Below are 16,381 nucleotides of genomic sequence, written 5' to 3' on the forward strand. Positions count from 1 at the left end.
ATAAAAATTTATAAAAAAGGAGTTTATTATGAACAAGAAAAAAATCATGTCACTAATCATGGCATTAGTGATGCTAGTTGGAGTATTTTCTCCACTAACAGCGTTGGCAGACACCAGACAAAATGAAGGTGACCCAGATGGTATTTCTACCAAAGCAGATGCTGTAACAGATACAGTAACATTACACAAAATGCTAATGACTAAAGAAAATGTTAAGGCAAGAAAAGTTACAGTTAATACTGGAACAGCAGAAAAACCAAACATGGCCGAAGAGGTAATCGTCCAAAAAGACGGAAAGTATTATTATGCTGCAAGTAATCAAGAACTAACTACAAGTGAACCTGATAGTAAATATATTGCAGGATTTGCATCAGGAACTCCTGTATTTCCAGGATATTCTGGACTTGACGGCACTAAATATGAAGGTAAAGAAATTAAAGGGTTGGCAAAATACTTTGGTTCTACAACTCAAATGGAAAATGTATTCTTTGCTTGGAAATTTGGCGAAGGACATAAAGGATATACAGATGTTCAAAAAGCTCAAGGTGTAGCAGAAAAGAAATATACTAAAAATTCTGACATAGCTAATGAAGAACCAACAGATATAGTAGCAGGTAAATACGTAAAAGCAGACCCTGCTGATAAAACAAAACCATTAGTATTAACAAAGACAGTAAAAGGAAAAGATGTAAAATACCTAGTAGCTACAGACAACATAGAAGAAGCTATGGGTGATTATACTACTACAACTGGTATAAAATTTACTACAAGCGAACTAAAAGGCGCGTTTGAAATCGACGAAGTTAAGGAAAAATCAAAATACAAAAATGATGGAAAAACTATTGTAGACCAAAGAGCTGTTCCAGTTGAAATTACTCTTCCACTTGTAAACGATAAGGGTACTGTATTAGATGCTCACGTTTATCCAAAGAACGTTGAAGATAAACCGGTAATTGACAAGAACTTTGTAAGAAGACATGGTTTAGCTGAAGCTATAGCTAAAGGTGGAAAAACAAACGAAATACTAAATGCAGGTGCTCAATATGAAAACTATCAAAAAGAAAAAGCAAAAGTAACTGCTGATGTTGGTAGAGTAATCCCTTACGAAGTTAAAACAAAAGTAGCAAAGGGAACTTCTTACGAAAAACTTGTATGGAAGGATAATATGACTAATGGTCTAACATATAACAAAGACCTTGGTACTTCAAAGACATATACAGGACTATTAGTAGCAGATCCAAATAATGCAAAAGCTACAAAAGATGTTGTAACAGGTATTAAGCTTTATAAAAAAGAAGTTTTAAATACAACAACTAATAAGAAGGAAGATGTAGAAGTAACTCTAACAAAAGGTACTCACTATACAATCAAAGAAGATGATAAAGGTTTTGAACTTGTATTTACAGCAGATGGTCTAAAAGAAATCGAAAAAATTACAAAACCTGCTGATTTAAATGGAGCTGCACAAGAAGCTTATGATGTAGAAGTTGTATTAACATACACAGCAACAGTAAATGGTTCAACTAAAGTTGACCATCCTGAAAAGAATGATATTCAATTAGAATATGGTCACAAGAAATATGAAGAAGTAAAACCAAAAGAATTTACTCCAAGTAATGAAACAGTTACAATTGACAAATCTTTTGTGGAAAAAACTACAAATGGTGATCAAAACCTTGATGATAAGGCTCTTAAAGAATTAGTTATTTCATTTACAGTTTATAAGGATGGAAATCCATTTAGAACAGTAACTCTTGATTGGGATACATTCGTAAATGCAAGCAAAAGAACAGTTAACGGTACAGAAGAAAAATACATCAATCTTGGTGATGGTGTAGAATTTATTTATACTAATGCTGAGGAAGCACAAGCAATCAACGCTTTTAAAGGTAAGATTGTAGGACTTAAAAATGACCAAGGAAAAAATAATGCATGGTCTATTTCAGAACGTGTTGCTGGATTTAACCCAGTATATGCAAATACTGATGTAGCTGGAACTGTAATAATTACAAACAAGAAAGACAATGACAACCCACCTCCACTAAACCCAACTGAACCTAAGGTTGTAACTGGCGGAAAGAAGTTTGTTAAGACTAATGACAGAGAAAAAACTGACAAAGAACTAAAGAGACTATTGGGTGCACAATTTGTTGTTAAAAAAGAAGTTGGAGAAAAAACTTATTATTTAGTTTCTAAGGCAGACGCTACAAAGACAAATGATCAAAAAGCTTTACTTGCAGCAGAAAAAGTTTATAGAGATGCAATTGATGCATATAACGAAGCAATTAAAAAAGCAGCTGGAGCAGATACTGCAGAAAAAGAAAAGAATGTAACAATTAAACTTCCAAAGGCAGATAAATTAACAAGCACTGACACAACTAAAGACTGGGAAGATGTAAAAGGAAAAACTAATATTTCTGCTAGAATAGCACTACTAAGAGCAGAATATGAAAAAGCATTTAAGACAGCAGGAACTCTATATGATTGGGTTGAAAAAGGAACAGGAAAAGCTGAAGACATTCCAAATGTAGTAAAGATTTCTTCTGACTTTGATGGTAGATTTGAAATTCAAGGTCTAGCTTATGGCGAATATAAACTTGAAGAAATTAAGACTCCTGAAGGATTTGCTAAGATTTCCGATCAACCATTTACAGTAGCTGAAGGTTCATACCAAGGTGCTCGAGGAGAACTTAAATACTATCCAGATGAAGCAGAGACACCAGATATTGATGCTGAACATGGCTATGGACAACAAGTAAAGAATAAGGAAGTTACTATCCCACAAACTGGTGGTATTGGTACTGTTCTATTCACTGTTGTTGGTATTGGTCTAATGGCTGGCGCTGTTATGGCTATGAAGAAGAATAGGGAAGAAGCTTAAGAGGTATTTAAGTCTTTTAATTCTTGCTATTTAAGTTTAAAATAGTTTTAAGTAATTTTTAGGCTAATAGCTTTATAATTATTAAATTGGGAAGGGGATCTTCCCTTTCCCCTACATAATATGTAAGTGAGGTAGAGATGAAGAAGAGAATATACAGTTTAATAATTTTATTTGCGATGGTAACTACGGTCTTCCTACCTCTTACTGTTTTGGGAGCATCATCTGTTACCATCGACATAAAGACAAAGGAAAGTTTAAGTAAAGAAGACCTTGAGGGCAGGACTCTTGGTATATGGAAGTTAAATGACAAGTTTATTGACACTTCTATGGATAAGACGAGACTTGTTTCAATCCTCGACAAGTTAAGCGAGGCTGACCTTGATAAGCAGCTTGCTAACAAGGCTGATAAGTGGATCATAAGGCCTGAGGCCAAGGATGATTATAAGGTGACTTTAAGTCTTGAGCCTGGCACTTATTATATTAGGGAGCTGGGAAATAGTAAGGAAAGGTTTATTGAGTCTGCTGTCTTCAGTCCTGAGGAGGCTAATATTATCAAGTTAAAATGGGGGTTAAAGATTACTCCGCCACCTCCACCACCTCCACCACCAGAAACTCCACCGCCACATGAAACTCCACCACCTCCTCCCAATTCTGTTCTTCTTTTGAAGACTGATGGAGAGGGCAAGGCTCTTGCTGGTGCAAAGTTTACTATTCACTATGCGAATGGTGATCCGCTTTTGACTAAGGATGGGTCTGTGGACGATAAGGGTTCTGCTGAGATTTTTGTCACTGATAATGGTGGTAGGATTCTTATTAAGAATGTGAAGCCTGGTGCCTATGTCTTCAAGGAAATTGAGGCTCCAAAGGGCTACAAGATTGTGGAAAGTGAAAGCGACTTTGCTATTTTTGAAGGGGAAAGTGCCACTGTCAAGGTGATAAACGAGAAGAAGTTAGGTTCTTATAATTTCTATAAGACAGATGAGGCTAGGGAGATTGGTCTTCCTGGGGCTGAGTTTGTCATCACTCGTGACAAGAACAATATGGACCAAAGGGTACAAAGGGATGGCAAAGACCTTGTATTAAATTCTGGCGATGATGGCAAGTTTTCTGTCTACGATCTTCCCTATGGCACTTATTATATTTGGGAGACTAAGGCTCCTGATGGCTACACTCTCTTGCAGGGTTCTTTAAAATTTGAGATTGACGACAATTCTTTTGAAAAAGTCCTAATTATTGAAAACAGTAAAAAGCCACCTATTCCTAAAACTGGTGACATAACTCTCATTGTGCTAGTTGTTGCTGGTGCTGTGATGATTGGGCTAGGTAAGTATTTAATCAAGGACAAGAGATAGAATGAGGCTCCTTGGGGGCCTCTTTTTTATGGTGTTATATGAGCAAGAAAAAGAAAAAATCTAATTTTTTATTTATTTTTATTTTCATACTGGGGCTTGGTATTTTATCCTATCCAATGATATCCAACTGGTATTATAGGATTGAGTCCAACAACCAAGTTGCCGACTACAAGGAAGCGAGAGAGCTTTTGAGTAAAGAAGAAATTGACAGGAGAATTAGGCTTGCCAAGATTTACAACGACAGTCTGGGCAATGTTGTCTTAAAAGACCCCTATAGTGAAGAGGAAAAGGAAAAAGCTTTTGAAAATTATGCTCAGATGCTAGAGCTTAGGACCAAGATAGGCATTGTCACTATTCCTTCTATTGATGTGGAGCTGCCAATTTATGCTGGTACTAATGAGGAGATACTCCAAAAGGGTGTTGGTCACTTGGAAGGCACATCTCTTCCTATTGGTGGTGAGTCTACTCACACTGTCCTAACGGCGCACTCTGGTCTTCCTTCTGCTAGGCTTTTTACGGACCTGCAAAAGGTGAAGATGGGCGAGAAGTTTTACATCGACAATATTGCTGGTACATTGGCTTACCAAGTTGACCACATTGATGTAATTGACCCAAGTGATTTTTCTCAGCTACTTGTGGTGCCAGAAAAGGACTATGCAACCCTACTTACTTGTACTCCTATTATGATCAACACTCACAGGCTCATTGTCCGCGGTCACAGGGTGCCTTATGTGCCAGAGGTTGACGAAGCTAATATGAAAGACAAGGGTGGAAATCTTGGCATTGATAAAAGGCTTATCATTCTCTTAATTTTTGCTATAATTATCTTAGTTAGATATTTATTGTCAAGGCGAAAGAAAAAATTGGCAAGGAAGAGAGAATTGGAAAGGGCAAAAAATATTGAGCTGGCTAAGATGAATATTAGCGCCAATAATAAGAGTGATGATAAACTCAAGGGCGATGGAAATAGTGGAAATGATGATATGAGTAAGGGTGATGGCAATGGTGGAAAAGTTTAAAAAAAATTGGAAAATTATTCTTATTTTTATGCTTGGGCTAATGATTGCCATTTACCCAATTATTTCCAATTATTATTACACTGTGGAGAACAACAATCAGGTTAAGGACTTCCAAGAGGCTGTTTCTCAAATGCCAGATAAGGAAGTTTTGGAGAGAATTGAACTTGCCAAGGCCTACAATGACACCCTCGACCCTTCAAGGCTTGCTGACCCCTACACTGAAAGGGAAAAGAAGGGCGTGGAAAACTACGCTCGTATGCTTGAAGTAAGAGAAAAAATTGGCTATGTTGATATTCCAAAGATCAACCAACAAATTCCTGTCTATGCTGGTACTTCTGAAGATGTTTTGCAACACGCTTGTGGTCACTTGGAAGGGACATCTCTTCCTATTGGTGGCAAGGACACTCACGCTGTCATTACAGCTCACAGAGGACTACCACAAGTTAAACTCTTTAGGGACCTAGACAAGATGGAAGTTGGAGATTTATTCTTCTTCACAAATGTTAAGGAGACTCTTGCTTATAAGGTGGACCAAATTCTCGTTGTTGAACCTTGGAATTTTGAGCCAGTCCTAGTTGTGGAAGGCAAGGACCTCATGACCCTACTTACTTGTACGCCTTACATGATTAATTCTCACAGACTTCTTGTGCGTGGTCACAGAGTGCCTTATGTGCCAGAGGTCAAAGAGCAAATAGAAAGAGCTAAGTTTAATTACAAATCTCTAATTGTGCCGGGAATCGTTCTTGCTTTAGTTATGCTCATTATATTTTTATACATCAGACATAGGAGGAGAAGACGCTATGAAGGTTAGAACTAGGGTTTTAATTGGATATTTATTCATCTTGATGGGAATTTTTATGCCCTTACTTGCCTTTACTTCCATGTCTTATAGGGAAATTATGGCTGACAAAAAGTATGCGGCTTTTAGGGAAAAGGATGAAGGTTTAACTGATGACCTTAAAAAGTACAATGAAAAGGTGACAAAGGGCGATGCCAACATTATCGACCCCTTCTCCAACGAGGACTACAAGGGCTATTATGACATCAAGGGCATAGACAAGGACCAGGTCTTTGCCTACCTCATTATCCCCAAGCTTGACATGAAAAAGCCAATTTATCTTGATGCAACTTACAAGCACTTGGACCTTGGCGTGGCACAAGTTGAAGGGACAAGTCTTCCTCTTGGTGGCAAGTCCACAAGATCTGTCATAGCTGGCCACAGAGGCTGGTGGGGAGACCTCATGTTTTACAATGTGGAGAAGCTTGAAGCAGGCGATGATATATTTATTGATGGTCGCTCTGGACTTTTGAAGTACAAGGTTACTGGCGAGGAGATAATAGATCCCAGCGATTGGGAAAAAGTTCTGCCTATTGAGGGTAGGGACATGGTCACACTTTTAACTTGTCATCCAAAGAGACCGCCGAGACCAAAGAGATTACTCATTAACGCAGAGAGAGTAGTGGAGAAAAAGCCAGAGCCTGTAGAAAAAGTAAGTGAAGAAAGACAAGTATCTTATTTGAAATATGGAATCTATGGCGTGACTCTTATAGGTTGGCTTGCTTTTATTATCACCTTCTTTAAGATGATTGGATATGCAAGACAAAGTAAGAGAAGAAAGAAAAACTAATAGATAGTTTTAGTAATAGAAATTGAAAATTTTTAGTTTAGAGTCTGGTTGACTTACAAAAGCCAGACTCTTTTTGTTTCAATTTAGTTTTATATTTTATTATCAATTGTAATAAGTTATGGAAAATTAGGGATAGTTATGATATTATAATGATACTTATTAGTAGTTTTTAATAAAATAAATTAATAAAAGAGATCTATTATGTCTGAAGAATTTTTTGAAACAATTGCATACCACACTACAGAAAAAGATAGGGCTGCTTGCATTTTAAAAGATAATTTTTTTAAGGAAAGCACAAAAGATAATGAGTGGCTTGGACAAGGGATTTATTTTTGGGACAGTTTAGAAGATGCTGTGTGGTGGAAGAATCATGTTAAAGATGCTGGTAAAGATGACACTGTTATTATAAAGGTAAAGTTAAAGTGTAAATATTCGGAGTATAAAGATTTAAGCATTAAGAAAAATATGGAAGAATATGAAAAAGAATGCATGGAAGTTATGACAAATAATGAATTAAAACTAATTAAAACATCTGATGATAAGTTAAGAAATTTCTATTGTAATTATTATAAAAGCAAGCTTGGGATTAAATTATTATCATATGATTTCAGAGTTAGAAATAAATTTAATGAATTTGGATTTGAGAAGCACTCAATTCAGTATTGCCTTGGTGAGAATTTTCAAAGTGAGATTCTTGAAATTAGAGGAGTGATTGAAAATGTTTGATAAAGAATTATTTTTAGAAATTGCTAAAGAAATGGGTATTGAAGTAGCCGAAGGTCCTGGAAGGGACATGGTAAATGGTGTTGAAGTTGATGTTATGGATCTTATATTTGGAAATTTTGGATTACTGAATACAGATCAATACAATGAGGTAGAAACTATTAGTATAGACGCTTCAGAGAACCAATATAATTTTAATAGTTCAGAAGATAGTCTTTTAATAGGCAAAGATAATTCAAATAAAGATAAAACTTCAATAAATTTTGAAAATTGTTATGCGGCATAGGTGATTTTTATGGAAAAAGTTAAGGAAAGTCCTTTTCAATTTGGCAATATTAATATAATAGCCATAGATTTTAAATGCAAAAATATGCTTGATAAAGGCGATCATGAAATTTCTATAAATAGGGAAGTTAAACTTTTTGAAATTGATAACGACATTGAAAATAATAAGTTTGAAAATAAAGTTGTTTTGACACTAGAAATTTCTACTGAAAATAAAGAAGCCATTGTTTCTGCTTCTATTCAAGGCGACTTCAAGATAGAGGGTGTTAATAATGCAAGAGCAAAGATATTATTTCGACAAAATGCCCCAGCATTATTATTATCTTACTTGAGACCTATTCTTTCAGTAATATTGCAAAAGTCATATTTTCCAGTTGATATTCCATTTTTGGATTTCACAGAACCAATTGAAAAAAATAATTAAAAGCCTAGGGAAGAAAATCTTAGGCTTTTTTAAATTTTATAATAAGAAGGGTGCTTATGGTTGATTTAATAAATGTTGGTAGAAATATAAAAAATTTAAGAGAGAAATCTGGACTAAATCAAAGGCAGGTTGCTGAGTTTTTGGATTTGGACCAAGACGTGATTTCGAAAATTGAAAAAGGCGAAAGAAATATTTCTGCAAGCTTAGCTGATAGGTTGGCTAATTTGTTTTGCTGTCCTGTTTCTTACATTTTGTATGGTAATGAAGAATTAAATTGCAGGGTAGATTATAGGTCTAATTTAATAACAAAAGAGGACTTAGAAGCTTTGTCTTTAATTAACAAGCTTGTACTTAATCAATTTGAAATGGATAGGATTGCAAGTAAGAACCAAGATGCAAAGTAAGATAAGGTTAAGTAAATTATATTAACATAATAAATAGAAAAGGATGCGAGCTTTTGTAGCTGCATCCTTTTTTCTGTGTTTGTTTTCTAAATTTTTTCAAAAGTCATGAGAACTTAAAAATTTTAAATATCTTTAAAAAGTCATGAGAATTTAAAATTTTTAATGGTTTTCAAAAGTTCCAAGGACTTGAACTTTTTTGTTTCTTATCATAACTTTTCCCAAAGCGAGGACTGTATGGATGTCCAAAGTTTTTTCGTCTAGCAAATTTATATCTGCGTCGTAGCCAACTTTTACATTTCCTTTAGTCTTTAAGGACAATATTTTTGCTGGGTTTGTAGTGAGACCTCTTAGGGCAATTTCAAGAGGGATGTCTTCTTTAAAGACACATTCCTTTATGGCTTCAAGGAGGCAAGATGATTTGCCAATGCCTAGTCCTACATATTCATTTTTTTCGTTAAACATGGGGAAGCTTCCCTGACCGTCTGATGTGAAGGTGAAGTTATCCAGGCATATTTTTTCATCAATTATGCGCCTTAAGGCTTTGGAGATTCTAACTTCGCCATATTCTTTTTCCCAAAGGTCGGGGTCATCTGCACCAGTGAAGTCACAATAGCCGCCACGCTTTAAATATTTAATGCTTTCTTCAAAAAGTTCTGGATTTCTGCCACAGTGAGTTGGCAAAAATTGTGAAATAGGTATTTCTGTTTCATCTACTGCACGATTTAAATAGTCTAGGTTGGACTTTCCATCGCCCATGTGGATGTTAATTATGCCAGCCTTGCCAGAAAGCATTCCTGCTACTCTAACATTTGCTGCAAGTCTAATAAATTCCTCAAAAGTAGGCTGAGATGACCTATGGTCAGATAGGGCGATTTCCCCTGCCCCAATAATCTTGTCAATGGACATTATATCCTTCATGACATCGCCTGTGAGGGTAGGAGTTGGTATTTGATATGCTCCTGTGTAGATATAGGATGTGATTCCTTCTTCCTCAAGACCTCTAGCCTTGGCAAGTAGGGCAGATATATCTCTTGCAAGTCCATCTGTTCCAAGAGTTCCAACAACTGTTGTGACGCCGGCTTTTGTTAATGTGGATAGGGTAATTTCTGGAGTTCTAGTTTTAAAACCCCCTTCTCCACCGCCGCCAAGGATGTGAACATGGCAGTCTATAAAGCCAGGAGTCAAAATTTTTCCTCTCCCGTCAATTTCTTCTACATCCAAGCAAGACACATCAATTTTAATTTCATCTTCAATGGCTGCAATTTTATCGCCAAGAATTAAGAGGTCTTTTGTGCCTAAATATTCTGGACTATAAACTTTTGCCTTTCTAATAACTTTAATCATTTTATCCATATCTTCACTTCCTATTGGAAATTAATAAGGACTGCAATAATTAATATTATTGAGCCAAGTAGGAAGAAGAAGGCTTGCATCTTAATTTGGAATTTTGCCCACTTAGACCAGTCGATGCCAGCAACGCCAAGGACACCAATTAAACTTGCAGAAACAGGTGTAAAGGCATCCATAAAGCCTGCGCCCATTTGGTAAGCAAGGACTGCAATTTGTCTTGAAAGTCCAACTAGGTCAGCAAGAGGTGCCATAATTGGCATAGTCAAGGCTGCTTGACCTGAGTTTGATGTTACAACTAGGTTAAATAGTGATTGGAATAGATACATACCAATTGCGGCGATTGCCTTTGGCACGCCGGCAAAGGCATTACCCATGGAGTAAAGGATAGTATTTAGAGCAGAGAAGGAATTTGCATCGCTGCCGCCAAGGACAATTAAAATACCCTTAGCCATACCTACAACAACTGCTGTGCCAGCAAGATCAGCTGCACCAGATTGGAAGCAGGAAGCCATACCGTTTATTGTCATGTTATTTAATTTAAAGATTACAGCAGTAAGACCTGCAGCAAGACCCATTACAAAGAATTGAGATGCTATTTCTGGAATGTAGTAACTTTTTTCCATAACTCCCCAAACTATCCAAATTAATACTGCTAGCATTTCAAGAAGGATAAGCTTGTGGCCAAGCTTAAATTCTTGGGCTGAATTATCTTCTGCAAGTTTTGCCCTAAACTTGTTGTCTGTTTCATAGACAACAGAAAGAGTTGGAGTTTTTCTTATTCTTTCTGCATAGACCATAGTGTAAGCTGCACCAAGACCTGTAACCACAACCCAACAAGCAAGTCTAAAGCCTGCACCAGATAAGACTGGAATACCAGCTATACCTTGAGCAATGGCAACAGAGAAGGGACTCATCCAAGAAACGGCATTGCCAAGTTGTGATGCAACAAAAGTTACAGTGACGGCGACAATGGAGTCGTAGCCAAGGGCAATGACAAAGGGAACCATGACCATGGAAAAAGGTATAACTTCTTCACTCATGCCAAAGGTAGCTCCACCTAATGAAAATAGGTAAAATATAATTGGAATGGCAAATTTTTCAAGGCCCTTAGTCTTGTCGATTACAGCATAAATACCAGCGTCAATGGCACCAGTAGCCATGATGATGCCAAAGGCTCCACCTACAACTAAAAGTAGGGCTACAATACCAACAGCAGAGCCGTATTTATCACCAGATACTAGACCTTCAAACAAGTAGTTTAGAAAACCAAAGCCATTAAAGTCATCTGTGCCCCAAATTTTTGCTGTCTTATTTAAGTTGACAGAATTATCATAAAATTTATCCCCATAAACTCCGTATAAAGTATCATCTGTCAAACCAACCTTATCGAGAGCTCCTTGGTCCCAAGTAGCACTTGGAGTCTTTAGAAGTTCAGCAAAGGCCTCCTCATCAATTTCCTTATCTTCCATAGCTTCTTTATCTTGGTATAATTTGTCAAGATTTTGAGCTAAGAAGTCCTTGTTAAGAGGGTGCATATATCTAAAAGTTTCAGTTTGCAAAACAGTTCTTGTGTCAGTTTCTCCAGCGGCATTTTGGTACTCCACATCGTGAGTTGAAAATTTGCCAGCTGGAATTAAAAAGGTCAAGAACCAACAAATAAGTACAACAACAAAAATAATTGCATAGGTATGCGGCGTTTTAAATTTTGTTAAATCTTTTTTTCTCATAATTTTCTCCTTTCGAGTTTATATTTTATCCATAATATTTTAAGAGGCAGTAAATTTTATTTAATTAAGATAATATAAAGACGAAAAATAAATTTAAAGCCATCTTAAAGTAAGCTAAGAATTTAAAATTTATAAGCTGGGGATCTTGGACTAACTTTTAAATTTGCAATACTTTAGATGCTTATGGATATTTAGAGACATATTCATTAGAGCTTAATTAAAAAAATATTTATAAAAAATTCACGCTTCAAATAATATATCTCTATTAGTTAGTATATATCAAAAGGTTTTCATTTTGTAGAAGCAAAGTCCTTATAAGGAGAAAATTTTTTGAAAAGATCTTATTATTAAAAAAAGATGCCAGCTTTTTAGGCTGCATCCTTTTTAGAAAATATTATTTTTATAAAATTTATTTTTTCTCGGAAATTTTTTTAAAGACATCGGCGTATTTTGCAAAGAGTTTTTCTAGTTCCTTGACCCTATATTTTTTGCTGTAAGGGCTATGCATTAGGTCTTTTAGGACAGCTTGGATTTTGTTGTGAATCTTTATGTTTGTCACTATGGATGTCTTTGTGCTAAATTTATCTCCCTCAATTTTTTTGAAAAACATATTGTTTTCATTGATGAAGAAATTAAATTTATCTAAGCCCATGGATTTTAGATTTCTGTTGTCGTTTATGATGTAAAAGTTTATGTTCTCGTTATTCTTCATGATTTCAATTATGTTTTTTAGGTGGTCTTCTATTTCATTGGGACTTAGTTTTGCCTTAGTGGAGCAGTAGAGGATATTGCCTGTTTCTAAGTAGTTTAAGAGGCTAGTCCTTGTGGTCAAGAAATTTATCTTGGCATCAACAAAAAGTTCCTCCCACAAAAGTTTTATGCTGGCAATTTCTTTTTTGTTTATTTCTTGGTCCTGGTCAAGGGAAGCTTCTATTCTGTCAATGACTTTGTTGGGCAGCAAAAATTCGAAGCCGTAATTTGACAAGAATAAAAATTCGTTGTCGGAGTAAAAATATTTTCTGTAATTTGTCTCTGCCATCTCTTGGGCAGAGGTTGTGACAATTATTTTGTTGAGACCGTCAAAGAAGTGGTCCATAAAGGAAGAAATCTCAAAGAGGGTGTCAAGTTCTCTTCCTGAAGTTAGGGTTGAATAGTCCTCTCTTTCGGCAATGATTATATACATCTCGCCCTTAATAAGTATGAAGTCGCAGTGGGTGTAGCTGCGCTCATAGAATTCTAAGTTTATGGATGAATTATCTGTAATTATTTTTAAGAGATCTATTTTTTCTATATCATCTTTTTTGCAAAGGAGGTGGAGGTTAACTTCTACATCCCTTGCAATTTTTTTTAGGCTCTGAATGAGTATGTCTGCATAGGGACTTGTGATGTCAAAGGTTGCCCAGATGTCAAGGTCTCTATTTTCTAAAATTAATTTTTCTAGAATTTCCTTTAAATCGCTCTCAACGCTAGATGTTTTGAAGATGAAATTTGTTCCTTGTGGTCTTTCTTCCACTGCATCGGAATTTGTGTAGGCGTAGGACTCATTTAGGAGCTTATAAATTAAAAATTCTAGCCCCTTTTCCTGGTCTTTTTTTAGAATTTCTAAATTTTTTATATCAAAGTTAAGGAGAAAATCCTTGCTCTTGTCCTCTTCTATAAGGGCTCTTGCAAATAGGGGCGCAAGTTTTCTATTTATGGTGTAAATATTTTTTGATGACGGAATTTTTTTGCCGCTGTTCCACTTGCTTATGTAGGATATGTCGTAGTCCAAGGCATAGGCAAGGGTGGAAAGTTTGGTATTTGTCATGTCTGTTAAAATTTTAAAAACTTGTCTAAAGTGCCACATATTTTTCTCCCTTCTTAAAATAATATGTTTAAATTATATTGTTTTGTTGAATAAAAGTCAAATATTGTCACTATGATTCAAGTTCTTGCAAGTGCCAATAAACCGTTTTTTTACAATTAGGTTATATAATAAAAACAAGAAGAATATTTTTAATAAATTATTGGAGGGAACATGGTAAATTATAATTCTGTAACTGATAAGGTTATTGATGACATTAAGGCTGCTGTTAGCGGCAAAGTATATGTTGGCGAAGAAATCAATATTGACTTCTTCCACGACGAAATGCCTATTTATGGCGAAGGACAACCAGACCTAGTTGTTGATGTAACTTCTGCTGAAGAAGTTTCAAAAGTTGTAAAAATTTGTAACGAAAATAAAATTCCAGTGCTAGCAAGAGGTGCTGGTACTGGTCTTACTGGAGCTGGCGTTTCAAGATTTGGCGGCGTTATGCTTAATATGCAATCAATGAATAAAATTCTTTCTTACGATGAAGAAAACATGGTTGTTAAAGTTGAGCCAGGTGTATTATTAAACGATCTTGCTGAAGACTGTTTGACTAAGGGATATATGTATCCACCTGATCCAGGCGAAAAGTTTGCAACTCTTGGGGGAAATGTTGCTACTAACGCTGGCGGCATGAGAGCTGTTAAGTATGGCACTACAAGAAACTATGTGCGTTCAATGGAAGTTGTTCTTCCTACTGGTGAAATCACTCAATTTGGTGCCACTGTTTCTAAAACTTCTACTGGTTATTCTCTAAAGGATTTAATCATTGGATCTGAAGGAACTCTAGGAATTATCACTGAGCTTACTTTAAAGATTATTCCTGCTCCAAAGGAAACTATTTCTCTAATCGTTCCTTACGAAGACCTTGATACTTGTATTTCAACTGTTCCACAACTTTTCAAGGCTCACTTAAATCCACAAGCTATTGAATTTATGGAAAAAGAAATTGTAAATATGTCTGAAATTTATATTGGAAAATCTACTTTCCCTAAGGAATTAGAAGGAATTGACATTGGTGCTTACCTTCTTATCACTTTTGACGGAAATGATGAAGATGAACTTAACGACATTATCGAAGAAGCTGCTGAAGTTTTAATGGAAGCTGGAGCAATTGACATCTTAGTTGCTGACACTCCAAACAAGATCAAAGAAGCTTGGGCTGCAAGATCTTCTTTCCTTGAAGCTATTGAATCACAAACTAAACTTCTTGACGAATGTGATGTTGTTGTGCCAATTAACATGATTGCTAAATATGTTCACTATGTAAACGAAAGAGCTAAGGACTTCCCATTTGAAGTTAAGAGCTTTGGTCACGCAGGCGATGGTAACTTACACATTTACACTTGCTCAAATGACATGGAAAAAGAAGAATTTGTTAAAGAAGTTGAAGTTTTCATGAAGGACATTTATGGAAAGGCTTATGAAATGGGCGGACAAATTTCTGGTGAACACGGAATTGGCTTTGGTAAGAAGGAATTCTTGAAGATCTTCGAAGGGGATGTTAATACTGAACTAATGAGAGGCATTAAAAAAGTATTTGACCCTAACATGATTTTAAATCCAAATAAAGTTATTTAATAAGGAAAAAGGGGATAAAGATGTCATATTTAATTTCTGAAGAAGCAAAGGACTTGCTTTTAGATGTTAGAAACTTCTGTGAGAAAGAAGTTGTTGAAGTTTGTAAAGAAGCAGATAGAAGTGGCGAATGGCCAGAAGATTTATACGAAATGGCAAAGGAACAAGGATACTTTGCCCTTGAAGTGCCAGAAGAATTAGGCGGACCTGGTCTTTCAAGAGTGGACATTGCTGCTCTATTTGAAGAAATGGCAAAGGCAGATGCTGGTTTTGCCACTACTATTTCTGCATCAGGACTTGGCATGAAGCCAGTTCTTATTGCAGGCAGTGAAGAACAAAAAAATTATGTTGCTGATGTGGCTATGGAAGGTGGACTTGGTGCCTTCTGTCTTACTGAACCAGGGGCTGGTTCTGATGCAAGTTCAGGAACTACTACAGCTGTAAAAGATGGCGACGAATACGTTTTAAATGGTAGAAAGTGCTTCATCACTAATGGTGCTGTTGCATCTTACTACTGCATAACTGCTCTTACTGATAAGTCTAAGGGCGTTAAGGGTATTTCAATGTTCTTAGTGCCAGCAGGAACTCCTGGACTAAGCTCAGGCAAGGAAGAAGACAAGATGGGAATTAGAACTTCTAACACAACTGATGTTGTACTTGAAGATTGTAGAATTCCTGCATCAAATCTTATTGGCGAAGAAGGCAAGGGCTTTTCTATTGCCATGAAGACTCTTGACCAAGCTAGGGCATGGATGGGTTGTATAGCTGTTGGTATTGCTCAAAGAGGTATTGACGAAGCTAAAAAATACACAAGTGAAAGAATTCAATTTGGCAAGCCAATTAACAAGAATCAAGCTATTCAATTTAAACTAGCAGACATGGACATTCAAACTGAAGTTGCAAGACAAATGGTTGCCAATGCACTTACAAGGATGGACATGGGTCTAAGCTACAATAGAGAATCTGCAATTGCAAAATGTTATGCTTCTGATATAGCTATGAGAGTAGCTGAAGATGCTATCCAATTATTTGGTGGTTATGGCTACAGTAGAGAATATCCTGTTGAAAAACTTTTAAGAGATGCAAAAATCTTCCAAATTTTTGAAGGTACTAACGAAATTTTAAGAATTGTTGTTGCGAATAATTTATTGAGAGGTTAAG

Annotated in this window: 14 protein-coding genes; 11 read left to right on the forward strand and 3 right to left on the reverse strand. The window is 36.0% G+C overall.

Annotated features, from left to right (window positions below):
• The first annotated feature begins 28 nt into the window (after window positions 1-28).
• From Q0U74_RS00270 to Q0U74_RS00310, 9 genes are all read left to right on the forward strand, one after another.
• Window positions 29-2,881, forward strand: coding sequence for a pilin N-terminal domain-containing protein (locus tag Q0U74_RS00270; RefSeq protein ID WP_297391808.1), 2,853 nt, complete (start codon window positions 29-31; stop codon window positions 2,879-2,881).
• A 137-nt stretch (window positions 2,882-3,018) separates the two neighbouring features.
• Complete coding sequence (locus Q0U74_RS00275; RefSeq protein WP_297391810.1) at window positions 3,019-4,233, forward strand: collagen binding domain-containing protein; 1,215 nt, start codon at window positions 3,019-3,021, stop codon at window positions 4,231-4,233.
• A gap of 38 nt (window positions 4,234-4,271) precedes the next feature.
• A complete protein-coding gene (locus Q0U74_RS00280; RefSeq protein WP_297391812.1) occupies window positions 4,272-5,252 on the forward strand; it encodes a class C sortase in 981 nt (326 codons plus the stop codon).
• The gene (locus Q0U74_RS00285) at window positions 5,236-6,063 is read left to right on the forward strand and encodes a class C sortase (protein WP_297391814.1); all 828 of its coding nucleotides are present in this window, start codon (window positions 5,236-5,238) and stop codon (window positions 6,061-6,063) included. Before Q0U74_RS00280 ends, Q0U74_RS00285 begins: the two co-directional genes overlap by 17 nt.
• A complete protein-coding gene (locus Q0U74_RS00290) occupies window positions 6,053-6,880 on the forward strand; it encodes a class C sortase (RefSeq protein ID WP_297391816.1) in 828 nt (275 codons plus the stop codon). The genes Q0U74_RS00285 and Q0U74_RS00290 overlap by 11 nt, the downstream gene beginning before the upstream one ends.
• A gap of 201 nt (window positions 6,881-7,081) precedes the next feature.
• Entirely contained in the window at window positions 7,082-7,606 is a 525-nt protein-coding gene (locus Q0U74_RS00295; RefSeq protein ID WP_297391818.1) for a hypothetical protein, read from the forward strand.
• Window positions 7,599-7,889, forward strand: a complete 291-nt coding sequence (locus Q0U74_RS00300) for a hypothetical protein (protein WP_297391821.1) — start codon at window positions 7,599-7,601, stop codon at window positions 7,887-7,889. The genes Q0U74_RS00295 and Q0U74_RS00300 overlap by 8 nt, the downstream gene beginning before the upstream one ends.
• Before the next feature lie 9 nt (window positions 7,890-7,898).
• On the forward strand, window positions 7,899-8,312 hold the full coding sequence (locus Q0U74_RS00305) for a protein-export chaperone SecB (RefSeq protein ID WP_297391823.1): 414 nt from the start codon (window positions 7,899-7,901) through the stop codon (window positions 8,310-8,312).
• Window positions 8,313-8,368: 56 nt separating this feature from the next.
• A complete protein-coding gene (locus Q0U74_RS00310) occupies window positions 8,369-8,716 on the forward strand; it encodes a helix-turn-helix domain-containing protein (RefSeq protein WP_297391825.1) in 348 nt (115 codons plus the stop codon).
• Between the two features lie 159 nt (window positions 8,717-8,875).
• Here Q0U74_RS00310 and iadA read toward each other — a convergent pair whose 3' ends face one another.
• From iadA to Q0U74_RS00325, 3 genes are all read right to left on the reverse strand, one after another.
• Window positions 8,876-10,060 (reverse strand): beta-aspartyl-peptidase, encoded by a 1,185-nt coding sequence (gene iadA / locus Q0U74_RS00315; protein WP_297392183.1) that lies wholly within the window; start codon window positions 10,058-10,060, stop codon window positions 8,876-8,878.
• A 20-nt stretch (window positions 10,061-10,080) separates the two neighbouring features.
• Window positions 10,081-11,793: a putative basic amino acid antiporter YfcC gene (gene yfcC / locus Q0U74_RS00320; protein ID WP_297391827.1), complete on the reverse strand. Its 1,713-nt coding sequence runs from the start codon at window positions 11,791-11,793 to the stop codon at window positions 10,081-10,083.
• Window positions 11,794-12,202: 409 nt separating this feature from the next.
• Window positions 12,203-13,639: a hypothetical protein gene (locus tag Q0U74_RS00325; RefSeq protein ID WP_297391829.1), complete on the reverse strand. Its 1,437-nt coding sequence runs from the start codon at window positions 13,637-13,639 to the stop codon at window positions 12,203-12,205.
• A 171-nt stretch (window positions 13,640-13,810) separates the two neighbouring features.
• Here Q0U74_RS00325 and Q0U74_RS00330 point away from each other — a divergent pair, with 171 nt between their 5' ends.
• Together Q0U74_RS00330 and Q0U74_RS00335 are read left to right on the forward strand one after the other, a co-directional pair.
• The gene (locus Q0U74_RS00330) at window positions 13,811-15,223 is read left to right on the forward strand and encodes an FAD-binding oxidoreductase (RefSeq protein WP_297391831.1); all 1,413 of its coding nucleotides are present in this window, start codon (window positions 13,811-13,813) and stop codon (window positions 15,221-15,223) included.
• A gap of 20 nt (window positions 15,224-15,243) precedes the next feature.
• A complete protein-coding gene (locus tag Q0U74_RS00335; protein WP_297391834.1) occupies window positions 15,244-16,380 on the forward strand; it encodes an acyl-CoA dehydrogenase family protein in 1,137 nt (378 codons plus the stop codon).
• Window position 16,381: the final 1 nt, after the last annotated feature.

It is taken from the genome of uncultured Peptoniphilus sp., from assembly GCF_946998875.1.
Lineage (GTDB): Bacteria > Bacillota > Clostridia > Tissierellales > Peptoniphilaceae > Peptoniphilus_A.

What these genes read in the sequence shown, in the direction of transcription:
- Q0U74_RS00285 (WP_297391814.1), top strand. Translation starts at nt 5,236, where the DNA reads ATGGTGGAAAAGTTTAAAAAAAATTGGAAAATTATTCTTATTTTTATG.
- Q0U74_RS00330 (WP_297391831.1), top strand. Translation starts at nt 13,811, where the DNA reads ATGGTAAATTATAATTCTGTAACTGATAAGGTTATTGATGACATTAAG.
- yfcC (WP_297391827.1), bottom strand. Translation starts at nt 11,793, where the DNA reads ATGAGAAAAAAAGATTTAACAAAATTTAAAACGCCGCATACCTATGCA.
- Q0U74_RS00310 (WP_297391825.1), top strand. Translation starts at nt 8,369, where the DNA reads ATGGTTGATTTAATAAATGTTGGTAGAAATATAAAAAATTTAAGAGAG.
- Q0U74_RS00280 (WP_297391812.1), top strand. Translation starts at nt 4,272, where the DNA reads ATGAGCAAGAAAAAGAAAAAATCTAATTTTTTATTTATTTTTATTTTC.
- Q0U74_RS00270 (WP_297391808.1), top strand. Translation starts at nt 29, where the DNA reads ATGAACAAGAAAAAAATCATGTCACTAATCATGGCATTAGTGATGCTA.
- Q0U74_RS00275 (WP_297391810.1), top strand. Translation starts at nt 3,019, where the DNA reads ATGAAGAAGAGAATATACAGTTTAATAATTTTATTTGCGATGGTAACT.
- Q0U74_RS00335 (WP_297391834.1), top strand. Translation starts at nt 15,244, where the DNA reads ATGTCATATTTAATTTCTGAAGAAGCAAAGGACTTGCTTTTAGATGTT.
- Q0U74_RS00325 (WP_297391829.1), bottom strand. Translation starts at nt 13,639, where the DNA reads ATGTGGCACTTTAGACAAGTTTTTAAAATTTTAACAGACATGACAAAT.
- Q0U74_RS00300 (WP_297391821.1), top strand. Translation starts at nt 7,599, where the DNA reads ATGTTTGATAAAGAATTATTTTTAGAAATTGCTAAAGAAATGGGTATT.
- Q0U74_RS00290 (WP_297391816.1), top strand. Translation starts at nt 6,053, where the DNA reads ATGAAGGTTAGAACTAGGGTTTTAATTGGATATTTATTCATCTTGATG.
- Q0U74_RS00305 (WP_297391823.1), top strand. Translation starts at nt 7,899, where the DNA reads ATGGAAAAAGTTAAGGAAAGTCCTTTTCAATTTGGCAATATTAATATA.
- Q0U74_RS00295 (WP_297391818.1), top strand. Translation starts at nt 7,082, where the DNA reads ATGTCTGAAGAATTTTTTGAAACAATTGCATACCACACTACAGAAAAA.
- iadA (WP_297392183.1), bottom strand. Translation starts at nt 10,060, where the DNA reads ATGATTAAAGTTATTAGAAAGGCAAAAGTTTATAGTCCAGAATATTTA.